This window comes from Rhodococcus sp. AB351 (assembly GCF_049538275.1).
In the GTDB taxonomy this organism is placed as follows: domain Bacteria; phylum Actinomycetota; class Actinomycetes; order Mycobacteriales; family Mycobacteriaceae; genus Rhodococcus.
This window is the reverse complement of record NZ_JBMVFW010000002.1, coordinates 193,855-211,370: the sequence shown is the minus strand read 5'-3', so window position 1 is coordinate 211,370 and position 17,516 is coordinate 193,855. Positions and strand designations below refer to the sequence as shown.

Annotated in this window: 17 protein-coding genes; 8 read left to right on the top strand and 9 right to left on the bottom strand. The window is 68.7% G+C overall.

Annotated features, from left to right (window positions below):
* Window positions 1-106 precede the first annotated feature (106 nt).
* Window positions 107-2,761, top strand: coding sequence for a bifunctional acetate--CoA ligase family protein/GNAT family N-acetyltransferase (locus ACPCXD_RS07030; protein ID WP_088898247.1), 2,655 nt, complete (start codon window positions 107-109; stop codon window positions 2,759-2,761).
* A gap of 100 nt (window positions 2,762-2,861) precedes the next feature.
* Here ACPCXD_RS07030 and ACPCXD_RS07025 read toward each other — a convergent pair whose 3' ends face one another.
* The 3 genes from ACPCXD_RS07025 to ACPCXD_RS07015 form a co-directional block, all read right to left on the bottom strand.
* A complete protein-coding gene (locus ACPCXD_RS07025; protein ID WP_016692730.1) occupies window positions 2,862-3,824 on the bottom strand; it encodes a sigma-70 family RNA polymerase sigma factor in 963 nt (320 codons plus the stop codon).
* 168 nt (window positions 3,825-3,992) lie between these two features.
* Window positions 3,993-5,471, bottom strand: coding sequence for a DUF7782 domain-containing protein (locus ACPCXD_RS07020; RefSeq protein WP_160875973.1), 1,479 nt, complete (start codon window positions 5,469-5,471; stop codon window positions 3,993-3,995).
* 37 nt (window positions 5,472-5,508) lie between these two features.
* Entirely contained in the window at window positions 5,509-5,868 is a 360-nt protein-coding gene (locus ACPCXD_RS07015; RefSeq protein WP_160875975.1) for a DUF3099 domain-containing protein, read from the bottom strand.
* A 73-nt stretch (window positions 5,869-5,941) separates the two neighbouring features.
* Between ACPCXD_RS07015 and ACPCXD_RS07010 the strand changes: the two genes are divergently transcribed.
* Entirely contained in the window at window positions 5,942-6,178 is a 237-nt protein-coding gene (locus tag ACPCXD_RS07010; RefSeq protein WP_006551335.1) for a DUF3039 domain-containing protein, read from the top strand.
* Here ACPCXD_RS07010 and ACPCXD_RS07005 read toward each other — a convergent pair.
* The gene (locus ACPCXD_RS07005) at window positions 6,151-7,488 is read right to left on the bottom strand and encodes a YihY/virulence factor BrkB family protein (protein ID WP_229567968.1); all 1,338 of its coding nucleotides are present in this window, start codon (window positions 7,486-7,488) and stop codon (window positions 6,151-6,153) included. The two genes, ACPCXD_RS07010 and ACPCXD_RS07005, sit on opposite strands and share 28 nt — an antisense overlap.
* Before the next feature lie 211 nt (window positions 7,489-7,699).
* Here ACPCXD_RS07005 and ACPCXD_RS07000 point away from each other — a divergent pair, with 211 nt between their 5' ends.
* A complete protein-coding gene (locus ACPCXD_RS07000) occupies window positions 7,700-9,427 on the top strand; it encodes a DEAD/DEAH box helicase (protein ID WP_229567969.1) in 1,728 nt (575 codons plus the stop codon).
* A 75-nt stretch (window positions 9,428-9,502) separates the two neighbouring features.
* Here ACPCXD_RS07000 and ACPCXD_RS06995 read toward each other — a convergent pair whose 3' ends face one another.
* The gene (locus ACPCXD_RS06995; protein WP_006551338.1) at window positions 9,503-9,697 is read right to left on the bottom strand and encodes a DUF7455 domain-containing protein; all 195 of its coding nucleotides are present in this window, start codon (window positions 9,695-9,697) and stop codon (window positions 9,503-9,505) included.
* Window positions 9,698-9,955: 258 nt separating this feature from the next.
* On the opposite strand from ACPCXD_RS06995, the gene ACPCXD_RS06990 reads away from it, so the two are divergent.
* The 3 genes from ACPCXD_RS06990 to ACPCXD_RS06980 are packed head-to-tail and all read left to right on the top strand — an operon-like array spanning window position 9,956 to window position 12,053.
* A complete protein-coding gene (locus tag ACPCXD_RS06990; RefSeq protein ID WP_088898198.1) occupies window positions 9,956-10,336 on the top strand; it encodes a DUF952 domain-containing protein in 381 nt (126 codons plus the stop codon).
* Window positions 10,337-10,346: 10 nt separating this feature from the next.
* On the top strand, window positions 10,347-10,829 hold the full coding sequence (locus tag ACPCXD_RS06985; RefSeq protein ID WP_088898197.1) for a cation:proton antiporter regulatory subunit: 483 nt from the start codon (window positions 10,347-10,349) through the stop codon (window positions 10,827-10,829).
* 9 nt (window positions 10,830-10,838) lie between these two features.
* Window positions 10,839-12,053, top strand: coding sequence for a cation:proton antiporter (locus ACPCXD_RS06980; protein ID WP_016692738.1), 1,215 nt, complete (start codon window positions 10,839-10,841; stop codon window positions 12,051-12,053).
* A gap of 82 nt (window positions 12,054-12,135) precedes the next feature.
* On the opposite strand, the gene ACPCXD_RS06975 is transcribed toward ACPCXD_RS06980, so the two are convergent.
* Together ACPCXD_RS06975 and ppgK are read right to left on the bottom strand one after the other, a co-directional pair.
* A complete protein-coding gene (locus ACPCXD_RS06975) occupies window positions 12,136-13,506 on the bottom strand; it encodes an RNA polymerase sigma factor (RefSeq protein ID WP_016692739.1) in 1,371 nt (456 codons plus the stop codon).
* Window positions 13,507-13,640: 134 nt separating this feature from the next.
* The gene (ppgK, locus tag ACPCXD_RS06970; RefSeq protein WP_088898196.1) at window positions 13,641-14,426 is read right to left on the bottom strand and encodes a polyphosphate--glucose phosphotransferase; all 786 of its coding nucleotides are present in this window, start codon (window positions 14,424-14,426) and stop codon (window positions 13,641-13,643) included.
* A gap of 100 nt (window positions 14,427-14,526) precedes the next feature.
* On the opposite strand from ppgK, the gene ACPCXD_RS06965 reads away from it, so the two are divergent.
* The gene (locus ACPCXD_RS06965) at window positions 14,527-15,417 is read left to right on the top strand and encodes an inositol monophosphatase family protein (RefSeq protein ID WP_160876032.1); all 891 of its coding nucleotides are present in this window, start codon (window positions 14,527-14,529) and stop codon (window positions 15,415-15,417) included.
* A gap of 86 nt (window positions 15,418-15,503) precedes the next feature.
* Here the strand turns inward: ACPCXD_RS06965 and cei are convergent, their stop codons facing one another.
* On the bottom strand, window positions 15,504-16,187 hold the full coding sequence (cei, locus tag ACPCXD_RS06960; RefSeq protein ID WP_160875979.1) for an envelope integrity protein Cei: 684 nt from the start codon (window positions 16,185-16,187) through the stop codon (window positions 15,504-15,506).
* Between the two features lie 361 nt (window positions 16,188-16,548).
* Between cei and ACPCXD_RS06955 the strand changes: the two genes are divergently transcribed.
* A complete protein-coding gene (locus tag ACPCXD_RS06955; RefSeq protein ID WP_006551346.1) occupies window positions 16,549-16,851 on the top strand; it encodes a DUF4193 domain-containing protein in 303 nt (100 codons plus the stop codon).
* A 168-nt stretch (window positions 16,852-17,019) separates the two neighbouring features.
* Here ACPCXD_RS06955 and ACPCXD_RS06950 read toward each other — a convergent pair whose 3' ends face one another.
* Window positions 17,020-17,472, bottom strand: a complete 453-nt coding sequence (locus ACPCXD_RS06950; RefSeq protein ID WP_060650904.1) for a DUF3093 domain-containing protein — start codon at window positions 17,470-17,472, stop codon at window positions 17,020-17,022.
* Window positions 17,473-17,516: the final 44 nt, after the last annotated feature.

Genomic DNA, 17,516 nt, shown 5'->3' with positions numbered 1-17,516 from the left:
CCGGCAGAATCCTTCGGCGGCACCGGACTCCGCGTCTGCGGCGGGGGCGACTCCCGCGCAGGGCGCCGGGCCGACCGGGGAGACCGACCCTGCGCGCGAGGCGGCGCTGGCGCGCGCCCGCAACTATCCGCGGCACTGGGTCGCCGACGTGCTGGCCTCGGACGGCGGTGTCGTGCACCTGCGGCCCATCGTCCCGGAGGACGCCGACGGGATCGTCGCCTTCCACAGCAAGCTGTCCGAACGCACCCGCTATCTGCGGTACTTCGGTCCGTACCCGACGATCTCGAAGAAGGACCTGTTCAACTTCACGGTCGTCGACCACAGGTCCCGGGTGGCGTTCGTCGCGGTGCTCGGCGACGAGATCATCGCCGTCGGGCGGTACGAGGGACTCTCGCACGAGGGCGACGGTCTCTCCGCCGAGGTGGCATTCACCGTCGCCGACGCCCACCAGGGCCGCGGTCTCGGTCCGATCCTGCTCGAACATCTCGCCGGCGCGGCCGCCGAGAACGGACTGCACACCTTCGTCGCCGAGGTCCTCGCCGAGAACCGGCACATGATCACGGTCTTCCGGGAGGCCGGTTACCAGGTCAGCCGTAGTTTCGAAGGGGGAGTCGTCCGGCTCGAGTTCGCGATCGACCCCACCGAGGCCCTGGTCTCGGTCCGCAACGCCCGCGAACGCGCCGCCGAGGCGCGCAGCGTGCGCAACATCCTCGGTCCCGGCAGCGTCGCCGTCATCGGTGCGTCCACCGACAGCCGCAAGGTGGGCAACGCCGTGCTGGTGAACATGCTGCGCAGCGGATTCACCGGGCCCGTCTACCCGGTCAACGCCGAACACCGGTCCGTCCGGGGTGTCCGCGCCTACCCGACCGTCCGCGACATCCCCGACGAGATCGACCTCGCCGTCGCCGCCGTGCCCGCCGAATCGATCGACTCGGTGCTCGACGACTGCCTCGCCAAGGGCGTCAAGGCGCTGCTCGTCGTCTCGTCCGGTTTCGGCGAGACCGGACCGGAGGGCCGCGACGCCGAGCGGCGGCTCACACTGGCCGCTCGGTCGCACGGTATGCGGCTCATCGGGCCGAACGCTCTCGGTGTCGCCAACAACGATCCCGCCATCCGGCTCAACGCGACCCTCGCACCCGTGCTCCCGGCCGCCGGCAACGTCGGCTTCTTCTGCCAGTCCGGTGCCCTCGGCATCGCGATCCTCGACGAGGCCGCCAAGACGGGGGTCGGGCTGTCGTCCTTCGTCTCGGCCGGTAACCGCGCCGACCTGTCCGGCAACGACCTGCTGCAGTACTGGGACACCGATCCCGCCACCGAAGTGGTGCTGCTGTACCTGGAGAGCTTCGGCAACCCACGCAAGTTCTCGCGCATCGCGCGGCGGGTGGCGCGCAGCAAACCGATCGTCGCCGTCAAGAGCGGCCGCCACGCGGTGCCGCCGGCGCTCGCCGCCCGGACGGGGGAGATGGACGACACCATCGTGCGATACCTGTTCGAGCAGGCCGGTGTCGTCCAGGTCGAGTCGATCGGCCAGCTCTTCGACTCGGCGCTGCTGTTCGGTTACCAGCCGCTGCCCGCCGGTCCCCGCGTCGCCGTGGTCGGCAACTCCACCGCGCTGGGCCTGCTCGCCGTCGACGCCGCCCGGGGCCAGGGCCTGCAGGCACCGGACGCGGTGGATCTCGGCGCGCAGGCGTCGCCGGAGGAGTTCGCCGAGGCCGTCGCGAAGGCGCTCGACTCACCCGACGTCGACTCGGTGATCGCGGTCTTCGTCCCGCCGGTCGCCGTCGACGTCCAGCCCTACGCCCAGGCCCTGCGCGACGCCGTCGCAGGGTCGGAGAAGCCCGTGGTCACGACCTTTCTGGCGACCGAGGGTATTCCCGACGTGCTGGCCGTACGCGGGCCGGACGGCAACCCGACGCGCGGATCCGTGCCGTCCTATCCCGGTCCGGAACGGGCCGCGCTCGCCCTGGGACGGGCCTGGCGGTACGCGAAGTGGCGCAGTCGTCCGCCCTCGCAGGTCGTGCGGCCGGCGGGCATCGACCCCGAACGCGCCCGCGGGCTCGTGGACGGCTGGCTCGAAACGACACCCGAGGGCCGCTACCTGTCGGACACCGAGGCGGCGCTGCTGCTGTCCTGCTACGGGGTCGAGGTCGCGGACTTCCGCGCCGTCACCACCGAGGAGGAGGCGGTCGCTGCGGCGGAGGAGATCGGTTTCCCCGTGGCGGTCAAGGCCACCGGTGCCCAGTGGCGGCACCGGCCCGACCTGAGCGGTGTCCGGCTCGATCTCGTCGACGCGGATTCGGTGCGGATCGCCTATCGCGACCTGGCCGCGGTGTCGGGGGAGCCGTTGATGCACGTGCAGCGGATGGCCCACAAGGGCATCGGGTGCGCGATCCGTGTGCAGGACGACCCGTCGTTCGGTTCGCTCATCTCGTTCGGTCTCGCCGGTGTGATCTCCGATCTGCTCGGTGATCGGGCCTACCGGGTCCTGCCGCTCACGGAGGACGAGGCGGTCGAGCTGATCGACGCTCCGAAGGCGGCGCCGTTGCTGTCGGGCTACCGCAACGCCGCGCCGGTGAACAAGCCGGCACTCGTCGATTTCGTCCAGCGGATCTCGGCGCTCGCCGACGACCTTCCCGAGGTGCGCGAGCTGGTGTGCGAGCCGGTGCTGGCCTCGGTGGTGGGAGCCGAACTCACCGACGCCCATGTGCGGATCGGGCCCGAACCGCACCCTCTCGACCTCGGCCCGCGCCGTCTGCGCTGACGGCGGCCTGGTGGACGTCTCACCGAACAGGCCCCGGACAGCAACGATCCCCGAGAACCCAGCCCGGTTCTCGGGGATCGGATACCGCTGACGCGCCCGGTCAGCTGGCGTAGGCGCGAAGGCGCTCGGCGCGGTCGCCTTCGCGGAGCTTGGCCATCACTTCGCGTTCGATCTGGCGGACACGCTCACGGGAGAGCCCGAAGAGCTTGCCGATCTGATCGAGGGTGCGGGGCTGGCCGTCGTCGAGTCCGTAGCGCAGCCGGATGACCTGCTGTTCGCGCTCGTCGAGCGTCGCGAGGACGCTGCGGACGTCGCTGTGCAGGAGGCCGGCGATGACCGCGGTCTCGGCGGACGTCGCCTCGGCGTCCTCGATGAAGTCGCCCAGCGGGGCCTCCTCGTCGTTGCCGACGGGCATGTCGAGGCTCACCGGGTCGCGGCTGTGATCGAGCAGGTCGGCGATCTTCTCGACGGGGATACCCGACTCGTTGGCGAGTTCCTCGTCGGTCGCCTCGCGGCCGAGCTGCTGGTGCAGCTCACGCTTGATGCGGGCGAGCTTGTTGACCTGTTCGACGAGGTGGACGGGGAGCCGGATGGTGCGGCTCTGGTCGGCCATGCCGCGGGTGATGGCCTGACGGATCCACCACGTCGCGTAGGTCGAGAACTTGAAGCCCTTCGCGTAGTCGAACTTCTCCATCGCACGGATCAGGCCGAGGTTGCCCTCCTGGATGAGGTCCAGCAGGGGCATACCGCGTCCGGTGTAACGCTTCGCCAGCGAGACGACGAGGCGCAGGTTGGCCTCGAGCAGGTGGCTGCGAGCGGCCTGTCCTTCGCGGACGATGATCGCGAGATCGCGCTTCTTCGCGGCCGACAGACGCTTCTTCGTCTCGAGCAGGTGCTTGGCATACAGGCCGGCCTCGATCCGCTTGGCCAGTTCCACCTCGTCGGCTGCGGTGAGCAGAGCAGTCCGTCCGATACCGTTCAGGTAGACGCGAACGAGATCGGCTGCGGGGCTCTGACCGTCGAGGTCGGAATCGAAGCGAGCGGTGGTTTCGGGGCGTGCCATGACGTGCCTCCTCATCGGTGGTGTCTCACAGGGTTCAACGACCGGCGAAGCGGTGGAGTTCCCGTCGGTCTCCGAGTACCACCGCGCTGACCTGCACTAACCCGATGAGCTCCTGAGAAGTTGCTGAGAGAACCGAATCGTGGAACCTCAGGAACGCCCCGAAGGGGGTCAGGCGGGCTCGATCAGCCCGTGCCGCACCAACCCGTGCACGAGGCCCACCGCCTGCGCGAGGAGGTCGTCCTCGTCCTCGCCGTGCGCGGCCGCGAGCAGCGACACGAGATCCCCGAGCGGCAGGCCGTCGGCGCGCATGCCGCCGAGCAGGGCGGCCGCGAGGTCGTCCACCTCGTGCTGCCAGGCCGGACCGCCACCGCGATGCACCCGCGCGACCACCTGGTCCCACCCGTCCTCACCGGGCAGGTGCACCCGCTCGAGGGCCGTGTCGGGCCGCACCGCGAAGCGGGCGTCGAGCACTTCGTGCGTACGCAACCAGTCGAGGCGCCGGAAGTAGTCGATCGCCTCGTCGCCCAGCGCGTCGGTGAACGCGTGCCGCAGGTCCTCGGCCATCACATCGGACGGCAGGTCGGTGCGGCGCAGGTAGACGAACCCGAACCCGACGCCCTCGACGCCGTGCTCCTCGAAGTGGTCGAGCCACTGCTCGGCGCGCACCGCGACCTCCGGCTCGCGTTGATCGGCGTCACCGTCGCGCAGCCACGTCCCGACGTAGAGGGCGGGATCGGCGACATCGCGCTGCACGATCCAGGCGTCGACGCCGTGTGACGGCAACCACGATGCGACGCGGGCCCGCCAGTCCTCACCCTCGACGTGCACCCAGGACGCGAGCATCGCGGCGGTGCCGCCGGGATTCAGGTGTTCGGCGGCCTGCGAGATCATGAGGCGGCTGGCGCCGTCGAGGTCGAGACCGGAGTCGCGGTAGCTGTGCTCGACGCGTCCGGCGCTCACCACGAACGGCGGATTCGCGACGATGCGGTCGAAGGTCCGGCCGGCGACCGGCTCGAACCACGACCCCTCGAGAAGATCGATGTCGATCTCGTTCAACGCGGCGCTCGCGGCGGCCAGGGTCAGACAGCGGGGATTGATGTCGGTCGCGGTGACCTCGTCCGCGTGGTCCGCGGCGCGGATGGCCTGCACCCCGCAACCGGTGCCGAGATCGAGCACCGAACCGACCCGATCGGTCGGGGTGGCCTGCAGCAGCGACAAGGAGGCCTGACCGACGCCGAGGACGTGATCGGGACGGGTCGGGACGGGACGGATCGAGCCGTCGAGATCGGACAGCACCCAGCGGCTGCCGGTCCCGGCGTCGAGGGGCCGCAGGTCGAGAGCGGCCCGCACGCCGTCGCCGTCGCGTTCGACGAGTCCCGCCTGCACGGCCTGCTCCGTCGTCACCGGAGCGAGAGCCTGCGCGACCTCGTCCTCGGGGCAGGTGTCCTGGAGGAGGAACAGCCGCACGAGCACGCCGAGATCGCCCGCACCGCGCGCGATGCGCCGGGCAGGGACGGGTTCGCTGCGCCCGAGGGCGGCGTGCGCCTCGGGGCCGAGCAGTTCCCGGACGGTGGCGAGGTCGTAGCGGCACCGGATCAGTGCGGTGCGCAGAGCCGGGCAGAGAGACAGAAGAAGGTCGCGGTCCACCACGACATTCTCGCAAGCGTCCCGTCCGGGGTCCCTCTCAGCCGTCGATCACATGGTGGCGGGACGACTCGATCGCCGGGGGATCGTCGAAGCGGCCGTCCCAGCGGCTCGGTTCGTCCTTGCGGCGCGGCGGCCGGTCGTTGGCGATGAGGACGGCGATCCACGGCAGCGGGATCGACACCCCGATGATCGCCATCGAGATCCAGGGATTGGCCCATATGCCGTACGCGATCGCCGCCAGCAGCAGGGCGGGGATGCGGACCGACATGATGGTGAGGTACTTGCGAACCCGTGCTCGGTGCTGATCCTCGAGCGACGTCTCCGCCGCGGTGATCAGAACCGGGTTGTCGGGCGATCCGTTCTCGGGGGATCCGCCGAAACCGTGAGTTCTCGCCATGTCTTCCACCTTCCCACGCCGGGCCGTCGCACGCACATACGCATCCGGCCCTTCCGTGCGGCATCATGGACACGTGAGCACGGATATCAAGGAACGGCCGGATACCACCACCGACGAAACGACCGACGACGACACCCCGAAGTTCTTCCACTACGTGAAGAAGAACAAGATCGCCGAGAGTGCGGTCATGGGTACCCATGTGGTCGCGCTGTGCGGTGAGGTCTTTCCGGTGACCCGGTCGCCGAAGCCCGGCTCGCCGGTGTGCCCCGAATGCAAGAAAGTCTACGACGGCTTGCGCAAGGGCGACTGAGACACCTGGTGGAACACCCCGTCGTCCGCCGCGGCGTCGGGTGATTCTCGCGGAAGCGTCTCCACCGGCGGAAGTTCGGTCTCGGCCGGGGGAACTTCGGATCCCCCGGCCTTGTCGTCGTGCCGGGCCTTCTCGTCGCACGAGGCAGTGGCGTCGTGCTCGTCGCACGAGGCAGTGTCGTCGTGCAGAGACGTGTCGTTGTGGGTCGCCGTATCCGACTCGGTCGGCTTCCCGTCGATCGGCCACGACTCGGGTTGGCGATCCCCGGGCCGGATCAGGTCGGACAGCCGAATCGTCGTGGAGCCCGTCAACCGGCGCGTGAGGTTCGTCACCGGCCCGCTGTCGGGCGACGGATCTCGTGCCGACTGCTCGGCGAGCCAGATCCGCCACTGCTCCAGGCGTGTGGCGCGTGCCGGCCAGAACTCCTGCACCGTGGCGTTGAACTCGGCTCCGAGGACCACGGCGAAACCCAGGAAGAACGTGAACAGCAGGAACGCGATCGGGGCGGCGAGCGCGCCGTAGGTGTAGCCCGTTGCCGCGACCCACGTCAGGTACCACCGCAGGATCACGCTCGACGCGAGGAAGAACACCCCGGCCAGGACCGCGCCGCCGAGCAGTCGGTGCCACGGCAGCGACCTGGGCAGCGCCACCTTGTACAGGGTCGTCAGACCGATCAGCAGGAGCAGGCCCACCGCGGGGAAGTAGAAGGTGTCGATGATCCGTGAGCCGACGTCGAACCAGGCGTCGGGCAGCAGCCGGCCGATCAGTGTGGGCCCGAGCGCGACGAGCGGCATCGTGAACACCGCCAGGATCAGGAAGACCACGTAGAGGAGCAGGCCGAAGATCCGCTGCCACACCGGGTGGCGATGGTCCTGCTGGTGGTGCGCTTCGACGATCGAATCCACGAACGTCGAGATCGCCGACGATCCTGCCCACAGCGACAACACGAAGCCCAACGACATCACGTCGGCGCGGCCCCGCCGGAGGACGTCCTCGACGGTGGGTTCGATGATCTGGTCGACCACGCTGTCGCTGAAGACCGAGCGGAGGAAGGTGACGGTCTTCGACGTGATGATCTCCACCGTGTCGGGACCGAACCAGCCTCCTACGTAACCGAGGCTGCCGAGCAGACCGAGCACCAAGGGCGGCAGCGAGAGGGTCTGCCAGAAGGCCGCCGTCGCCGCCTTGCTGAAGATCGAGTGGTCCCAGGCCGACGACAGGGTGTGCGTGACGACCTCCCAGCCCTTCCCGACCGCGCGGCGAACGCGGCCGGAGGATGCCTGTGCGGGGGATCGTGGTGTGTCGTTCATCTACTTCCAGAATTCCTGAAGACACGCTCGCGTGCGCGCACAGGCAGGTGAGGGCCTCTCGAATTCTGCCACGCAGTCCTCGGAGAACCCGCCGACGCCGCGGCTTCGGCGGGTTCGCGGGCTCCGAGACGATAGGCTGCATGACGGTCGGCGCCCGGACGAGTGCGGTGGCACCGACCCGAGCGAAGCGGACAAGGAGCACGAGAAACCGGTGAGCACCGAAACCGTCGGACAAGCTACGACCTCCGCCCCTGTGGCCCAGCTGCGTGCCTGGCAGCGCCGCGCCCTCACCAAGTACCTCGCGACGAAGCCGCGTGACTTCCTCGCCGTCGCGACCCCCGGCGCCGGTAAGACGACCTTCGCCCTCCGGGTGGCGTCGGAGCTGTTGCGCGACCGGACGGTCGACCAGATCACGGTCGTCGCCCCCACCGAGCACCTCAAGCACCAGTGGGCGGGTGCTGCGGCCCGCATCGGTATCGCGCTCGACTCGAACTTCACGAACTCCACCGGACAGACGTCGAGCGACTACCAGGGCGTCGTGGTCACCTACGCGCAGGTTGCCTCGCATCCGTTCAAGCACCGCGTGCGTACGGAGGGGCGCCGCACCCTGGTGATCCTCGACGAGATCCACCACGGTGGCGACGCGAAGAGCTGGGGTGAGGGCATCCTCGAGGCGTTCGGGGACGCGACCCGCCGTCTGGCGCTGACCGGTACACCCTTCCGCAGCGACGACAGTGCGATCCCGTTCGTGAGCTACGAGCCGAACGAGGACGGTCTGCTGCAGTCCAAGGCCGATCACGCCTACGGCTATGCCGACGCGCTCGCCGACGGCGTCGTGCGCCCCGTCGTGTTCCTCGCGTACTCGGGCGAGGCGCGCTGGCGCACGAGTGCGGGGGAGGAGTTCACCGCGCGGCTGGGGGAGCCTCTCAGCGCCGAGCAGACGGCCCGGGCGTGGCGGACGGCCCTCGATCCCCAGGGCGACTGGATTCCCGCGGTGCTGGGGGCGGCGAACACCCGTCTGCAGCAGCTGCGTGCCGGCGGCATGCCGGACGCCGGTGGCCTCGTCATCGCCACCGACCAGACCACCGCGCGGGCGTACGCGAAGATCCTCGAGTCGATCACCGGCGAGATACCGACCGTCGTGCTCTCGGACGATCCCACCGCCTCCGAGCGCATCTCGCAGTTCAGCGAGGGCAACCAGAGGTGGATGGTCGCCGTGCGCATGGTGTCCGAGGGCGTCGACGTCCCGCGACTCGCGGTGGGTGTGTACGCGACCAGCGCCTCGACCCCGTTGTTCTTCGCACAGGCGATCGGCCGCTTCGTGCGGTCGCGGCGCAAGGGGGAGACCGCCAGTGTCTTCCTGCCGTCCGTGCCGGTGCTGCTCGAGCTCGCCAGCCAGCTCGAGGCCCAGCGCGACCACATCCTCGGCAAGCCGCACCGGGTCAAGGAGGGCTTCGACGACGAGCTGCTCGCCGACGCGAACCGGCGCAAGGACGAACCCGGCGAGGACGAGAAGGCCTACCACTCGCTCGGAGCGGACGCCGAACTCGATCAGGTCATCTACGACGGATCCTCGTTCGGCACCGCGACATTCGCCGGTTCCGACGAGGAGGCCGACTATCTGGGACTCCCGGGTCTGCTGGACGCGGAACAGATGCGGGCACTGCTGCGTCAGCGTCAGGAACAGCAGCTGAACAAGCCGAAGGCCGCACCGGCACCCACTCCGCCGCCCCAGGTGACCGAGCGGGTCGAAACCGCCGACACCCTCGCCCAGCTCCGCCGCGAACTCAATTCGCTCGTCGCGGTCGTGCACCACCGGACCAGGAAGCCGCACGGGGTGATCCACGGCGAACTGCGTCGCCAGTGCGGTGGTCCGCCGACGGCGATGGCGACCGCCGAGCAACTGCGCGACCGGATCGCGATCCTGCGCAGCTGGTGACGACGAGAACGGGCGACCACCTCGAGGTGGTCGCCCGTTCGGTCGGGTCTCGGAACCGTGGTTCCGGACGGCGGATCACACGGTGGCGTCGGACTCGCTCACGATCGTCGCTCCGAGTTCACGGAGGCGGTCGGTGTGCTCGTTCGCGTGGTGCCCGCAGAACAACAGTTCTCCGCCGGTCGGAAGGACGGCGCGGACACGAGCGGCGGCATTGCACCGATCGCAGCGATCTGCAGCGGTCAACTTCGGGCTGGTCAACGTACCGGGCATGACTCCTCCAAACTGGCCACCGCTCATATCGGGTGCCGGGGTCTGGTCCGCCGCACCGGCCGGCGCGGTGGATCTACTCTGACAGACGATTCGTATTCACGTGTTGTTCCCCTGGATGCCCAATGGTGGCGTGTTTCACGCATCGAACAGCGAAAACGCTGCGACATGGCCGTTTTCCGCACAGTGTGTTCGCTCACAGCGCAGAGCTCCAGGGGGCCGGGAACGCCCCGGAGAGGCCGTCCGACGCACAATGACGCCATGACCGAGACCCTGCTGCACATCATCTCCCGCGACGAGTGGGACCACTTCCGACCCCTCGGGGCGGTCGCACCGGAGTCCCTCGGGACCCAGGGTTTCGTCCACCTCTCCACGCCGCACCAGGTGCACCTGCCCGCCGACCGCTTGTACTCAGGCCGTACGGATCTGCTCTTGTTGCATGTCGATCCGACGCGTCTCGTCGACCCGCTCCGTTTCGAACCCGGCGTGCCGGGGGACCCGGAGTCCATGCGCTTCCCCCACCTCTACGGGCCGCTGCCCGTCGATGCCGTGGTGGAGGTGATGCCCTACCTGCCGGGACCGGACGGCCGGTTCGCACCCCTCGACCGGGAGCAGGCGGACGTCGTCGGTCCGGAGGACTAGTCTTTCGGCCATGATCGTCGACGTGACGCCGCTACCCGGGATCGGTGTACGCAAGGACTTCGAACTCGCCTCCGGACGCCGCATCGGGGTGATCACCCATCGGGACGGTCACAGCGACCTCATCATCTCGAAGGCGGGCGACCCCGACGCGTGTGCCGCCTCCCTGCCTCTCACCGTCGAGGAGGCAGCGACGCTCAGCAATCTCCTCGGTGCCCCACAGCTCGTCGCCCAATTGCGTGAGGACCACCGCGACCTGCCCGGAATCCTCACTCGCCAGCTCCACATCCACGAGGATTCGCGGTTCGACGGAGCGGTACTGGGCGACACGGCGCTGCGCACGCGCACCGGCGTGTCGGTCGTGGCCGTGATGCGTGCCGGTCAGGTCATGCCGTCCCCGACACCCGACTTCGTCCTCACGGGTGGGGACATCCTGGTGGCGGTCGGCACAGCGGACGGTCTCGACGCTGCCGCCAGGATCCTGCGCAACGGCTGATCCCGCGGAATGAACACCACGACACTCGCACTCATCGAACTGGGTGCGGTGTTCTTCGGACTCGGCGTCCTCGGCCGGCTCGCGGCGCGGATCGGCATGTCGCCGATCCCGTTCTATCTGATCGGCGGCCTGTGCTTCGGCAACGGTGGCTTCATCCAACTCGGCGACATCGGGGCGTTCAGTCACCTCGCCAGCGAGATCGGCGTGGTCCTGCTGCTGTTGCTGCTCGGGCTCGAGTACACCGCGAACGAGTTGATCAGCGGCCTGAGACGCTCCCGGATGGGAGGCCTGCTCGACCTTGCTCTGAATGCGGTGCCGGGAGCCGCCGTCGCGTTGATCCTGGGTCTCGGTCCCATCGGTGCCTTCGTGCTCGCGGGCGTGACCTACATCTCGTCGTCCGGGATCGTGGCGAAGGTTCTCGCCGATCTGGGACGCCTCGGCAATCGTGAGACACCGGTCGTCCTGTCGATTCTCGTCTTCGAGGATCTCGCGATGGCCGTCTACCTCCCGATCCTCACCGCGATCCTGGCGGGCGTGAGCCTGCTCGGCGGCCTCGAAGCCGTCGCGATCTCGCTCGGTCTCGTCACCGTGGTGCTGGTCCTGGTGGTGCGGTACGGACGCTACGTCTCGGTCGTGCTCGACAGCCCCGACCGGGAAACGCTGTTGCTCAAGCTGCTCGGCGCAGCGCTGCTGGTGGCGGGGATCGCGTCGGCCCTGCAGGTGTCGGCGGCCGTGGGAGCCTTCCTGCTGGGCATCGCCATCTCCGGTTCGACGGCACACAACGCGGTCCGGGTCCTCGAACCGCTCCGCGACCTGTTCGCCGCCATCTTCTTCGTCTTCTTCGGACTGAACACCGATCCGACGGCTATACCGCCGGTGCTCGGCTGGGCGGTCCTGCTGGCCGTGCTGACCGCGCTGACGAAGCTCGTCACCGGATGGATCGCGGCGGCCCATCACGGTATCGCCGTGATGGGCCGGGCGCGCGCCGGCGCCGCACTCATCGCCCGGGGAGAGTTCTCCATCGTGATCGCCGGACTGGCCGTCGCCTCCGGCCACGTCGACAGCCGCCTCGCGGCTCTCGCCTCGGCATACGTGATGATCACCGCGGTGCTCGGTCCGGTGGCCGCGCGTGTCGTCGAACCGGTCATGCGGTTCGCATCCGCACGGCTCCCCGGACGCGAGGGGCGCCAGCGCCTTCCCGGAGACGAGCCGGAACTCCTCTAGCGGGCCTGTGGCCCGGAACGCAGAACGAGGGCCACCCCATCGGATGGCCCTCGTTCCGTATGACTGTTCCGCGTGACGGAGATCAGTCGAGGTAGTCGCGCAGCACCTGCGACCGCGACGGGTGGCGCAGCTTCGACATGGTCTTCGACTCGATCTGGCGGATGCGCTCGCGCGTCACGCCGTAGACCTGACCGATCTCGTCGAGGGTGCGCGGCTGGCCGTCGGTGAGGCCGAAGCGCAGACGCACGACGCCCGCTTCGCGCTCGGACAGGGTCTCGAGCACCGACTGCAGCTGATCCTGCAGCAGGGTGAAGGAGACGGCGTCGACGGCCACGACGGCCTCGGAGTCCTCGATGAAGTCGCCGAGCTGGCTGTCGCCCTCGTCGCCGATCGTCTGGTCGAGGGAGATGGGCTCACGCGCGTACTGCTGGATCTCCAGCACCTTCTCCGGCGTGATGTCCATTTCCTTGGCGAGCTCCTCGGGCGTGGGCTCGCGGCCCAGATCCTGGAGCAGCTCGCGCTGGATACGACCGAGCTTGTTGATGACCTCGACCATGTGCACCGGGATACGGATGGTGCGGGCCTGGTCGGCCATGGCGCGGGTGATGGCCTGACGGATCCACCAGGTGGCGTAGGTGGAGAACTTGTAACCCTTGGTGTAGTCGAACTTCTCGACCGCGCGGATCAGACCGAGGTTGCCTTCCTGGATGAGGTCCAGGAACGCCATGCCGCGGCCGGTGTAGCGCTTGGCGAGCGAGACGACGAGGCGGAGGTTCGCCTCGAGCAGGTGGTTCTTGGCCCGGTTGCCGTCGCGGCAGATCCAGTTCAGATCGCGGCGCTGGGCGACGGGGAGCTTCTCGCCCTTCTCCGCCAGCTGCTGCAGCATGTGGGTCGCGTACAGACCGGCCTCGATGCGCTTGGCGAGCTCGACCTCCTCCTCGGCGTTGAGGAGGGCGACCTTGCCGATCTGCTTGAGGTAGGCGCGCACGGAGTCGGCCGATGCGGTGAGCTCGGCGTCCTTACGTGCCTGACGCAGCGCCTCGGACTCCTCCTCGTCCCAGACGAAGTCGCCCGAGGCCTTGTCCTTCTCGCTGGGCTCGTCGTCGTCGACCACGACATCCTCGGCGCCGGCGAGATCACCCTCCGAGACCTCGAGGTCTGCGAGGTCCGCTTCCTCGGTGGCGTCGAAGTCCTCGTCGCCCGAACCTGCAGCCTTCGTGGCTTTCTTTGCTGCCTTCTTCGCGGTGGTCTTCTTGGCTGCCTTCTTCGCAGGAGCCTTCTTGGCGGCTGCCTTCTTCGCGGGGGCCTTCTTCGCAGCGGTCTTCTTCGCCGGCGGCTTGGCACCGGGAGCGGTGCCCTCCGCGGAGTCCGCAGCGCCTGCGACGCTCGAAGCGTCCGCAACGGGTGCCGATTCGTTGGCGGAATCAGCGGTGTGGATGTCGGTGGCTGCCACGTACGCCCTTTCGTGACGAGGTAGTGCGGCGTCGCGCCAGAGTGATTCCGGCGGAGAGGTCTGTCGGGATGGGGGCCGGTTCCGGCCTGCTGGGGACCATTGTAACGATCCCTCGGGCAGCCGATGCGCCGGACTCAGGGAGTGACACCTGTTTTCGCAGCATATGCAGCCCCTACGATTCCCGCCGCGTTGCGCAGTTCGGCGGGGACCACCGGGGTGCGGTTGGTCAGGAGTGGGACCCACTTCTCGTGCTTGCGGCTGATACCACCGCCCACGATGAACAGGTCGGGCCAGAGCAGGGCCTCGAAGCGGGTGAGGACGCGGGAGACCTCCTTCGCCCACTGCTTGTACGACAGGTCGTTGCGTTCCTTGACCGACGAAGCGGCGCGGTGCTCGGCCTCCTTGCCGTCGACCTCCATGTGTCCGAACTCGGTGTTGGGCAGCAGTACACCGTTGTGCAGCACGGCCGAACCGATCCCGGTGCCGAAGGTCAGCAGGATCACCACGCCGTCGGTGTCCTTGGCGGCACCGAAGCGGTCCTCGGCGATCCCCGCGGCATCCGCGTCGTTGAGCACCGAGACGTCCCGGTCGCCGAGCACCCGCGAGAAGAGGGATCCGGCGTCGGTGCCGATCCACGACTTGTCGATGTTGGCGGCGGTGCGGGCGACGCCTCCGGTGACCACGCTCGGCAGTGTCACGCCGACGGGGCCCGTCCAGCCGGCCTGCTCGACGATCTGCGCCACCGTCTTCGCCACGGCCTCCGGAGTGGACGGTTGCGGAGTGAGGATCTTGATCCGGTCGCCTACCAGACGGCCCGTGTCGAGATCCACCACGGCACCCTTGACGCCACTGCCCCCGATGTCGACTCCGAACCCGTGGTTGACGGCAGTCGATCGGTCCGTGGGGACGTCCTGTGCCATTGCGTACTTCCTCTCGCTGGGTGGGGCCGTCTGCTCCGCTCGTGTGGAAACGATAATGCCCGTGTGACCGGTGCGGCACACACTGGCGAAACGCTCGGCGCTGTGTTCGGATCGGTTCGTGCATACACAGAGAACGCTCTCCGCATCCGAGTTGTCCGGCTTGAGGGACGTCGCCGTGACCGTCGCGCGGGAGGCCGCAGCCTACGTACGAGGACGTAGGGCCACGTTGTTCGGCCCTCCGGGATCGGGCGAGATCACCCGTGTCGGGACGAAGTCGACAGTGACCGATCCCGTCACAGTGGCCGACACCGAGAGCGAAGAGCTCATCCGGCGCCGACTTGCCGTGCTGCGGCCCGGGGATGCCTTCCTGGGGGAGGAGACCGGAGGCGACGCTGGAACGTCGACTGCGAGAGGCGTCGTCTGGGTGGTCGATCCCATCGACGGCACCGTCAACTTCGTCTACGGACTCCCGGCGTCGGCGGTGTCGGTGGCTGCGCAGGTCGACGGACGCTCGGTGGCCGGCGCAGTCGTCGCCATCGCATCGGGGGAGACGTTCTCGGCGGCAGAAGGTCTCGGTGCCCATCTCGAAACGAATGGCACGCGGGTCCCGTTGCGCTGTAATCCGATAACGGATCTGCAGCTGGCGCTCGTGGCCACCGGGTTCTCGTACTCCTCGGAACGGCGTGCACGGCAGGGAGAACTGGTGGCGGCGCTGCTACCGCGGGTGCGCGACATCCGGCGGGTCGGAGCGGCCGCCCTGGACCTGTGCATGGTCGCGGCCGGCAGGGTCGACGCCCACTACGAACACGGACTCGGTCCCTGGGACTGGGCGGCGGGTGCGCTCGTCGCCGCGGAAGCCGGTGCCGTGGTACGTGTCCCGAACGGCACCGGGGACGACGGCGAGCTCACGGTCGCGGCCGCGCCGGGGATCGCCGCCGATTTCGAAACTCTGCTCGCCGAAATCGGAGCGCTCGACCCAATTCCGAATTGACCGATTCGTCACATCACGAATTGCCGTTCGTCACCTTTTATCGCAGTAGTGACGAAAAACAGGATGCACGGTCTGTGAAAAGAGATTCAGCACCGGGCATTGCGTGCGGCCGTGAGCAGATCGAGGTCGAGCGGAGCCGTCTGCTCGCCCACCGGGACCTCGCGTAGCGCTCGCAGGACCTCCTCGGCATCCGCCCCGGGGGAGATGTCCCGGAAGTAGGTCCCCAGCGCGAGATCGACCGTGTCGTCCTCGCGTGTGTCCTGCACCAACTCGGCGCACGGGGCGAGCAACCACACCGAGGACGCAGCCGCGCGTCCGGCCTCGCCGAAGCGGATCTGCCCCTGGCACTGCATGTTCTGGTCGACGTAGACCGGATCGTTGCCGGCCTGCACGTCGGGCGGGCTCGAGAAACCGTAATCGCTCAACTGGGCGGCCACGTGCGTGGCCTGGCCGCGTTCGCCGTTGGCGTTGTAGACGCGCACCCGGGTGGCCGCCAGGGGAGCGGGTTCGACCTCGAGCAGCGTCGACCGGTCCACGACCTCGCCGAGTGGGGCCGGTTGCGGGCCTTCGGGATCGGTGGCCTCGGTCGGAGGAGCATTGCACGCCACCGTGGTCGTGACGGGTTCGGACGAGGTGAACACGGAGGTCCACACGACGATGGTGGCGGCGGCGAGGACGGCACCCGCGACGGCGGCCGGGACCACCCGGCGCCGACGGAACGGGCGGCCGCGATCATCGTTTGCGCTTCCTTCGGTGATCAGGGAAACCACGCGGCCCTGCCTCTCGTGTCATGCCGGGTTCGTCGCACTCACTGTAGAGGTCGTGGACGTGGTCGGTGGAACCGCCGACCCGAGGAAATGTCACGAGTCGTTGTGTTGTTGATGACGATTGCCCGACAATTTCCGGCGTTTCCACGCATCGATTGCATATTCGTGCGTGAGGTCGGCTATTGTTCGGCGGCCGAACCGTCCAAGAAGGGGCGGTGCGGCGCGAAAACAGAGTGAATTCGGGTATGCCACAGCAGTGACACGCCCGTCGGGAACTCCAACGGACGGCCGTGCGTTGCCCTGGCCGGGAGCACCGTCCGTGTCCCGGCCGGCTACCGGTACGAGTACTAGAAGGTAAGAGGAAATGGCGACTGACTACGACGCACCCCGGCGGACCGACAGCGACGATGTGTCGGAGGATTCACTCGAGGAACTGAAGGCCCGGCGCAACGAGGCCCAGTCCGCGGTGGTGGACGTCGACGAATCGGACACCGCCGAGTCCTTCGAGCTGCCCGGGGCGGATCTGTCCGGCGAAGAGCTGTCGGTGCGTGTCGTCCCGAAGCAGGCCGACGAGTTCACCTGCTCGAGCTGTTTCCTGGTGCATCACCGGAGCAGACTCGCAAGCGAGGAGAACGGTGTCATGATCTGCCGGGACTGCGCAGCGTGATGAGGACATAGGTGCGGAACGAGGCCGGGTGACGACGGTGCGCCGTGGTCACCCGCGTCTCCCTCGTGCGTGCCCCGGCGCCGCGGCAGCCTCCGCTGTTCCCGGCATCCGGGGCCCTGTCGTATCCGGGCCCTGTCGTATCCGGGGCCGATTCCCGTTCGAGCAGCCCTACTTGCGGGTCGGATCGTCCTTGCGGCCCGACTCGTCGCAACCCAGCGCCGCGAGCAGTTCGGCAGGCCGCCGCGTGCTCACCAGCCAGTAGGGCGTCGGATCTTCCGGGTCGTCGAGCACGACGAGCGCCATGGTCCGCACCCAGGGGCGGTGCTGGACGAACGCCGCCGGATCGAGCTGGCGTCCCATCGCGGCACTCTTGGCCGACGCCGGCACCACCACACCCCGCGAGATCACGTCGACGGGCAGATGTGCGCGACCGACGACGAGTTCGCCGCCGACCACCTCGACCCGACTGCGTGAGAGCCAGGTGAGCACCCAGATCGGCACCGGGAGCAGAAGGACGTAGGGCAGCCACGCGTACATCCCCGGCGCGCCCATGTGCAGCTCGGCCGCGAGCAGAGCGGCCACACCGAGCCCGATCGGCCACCACCACCACGGTACCCACATCCGCTCCGAGAAGGTCGGAGCGTCGGCCGTCGGAGGAGTAGTCG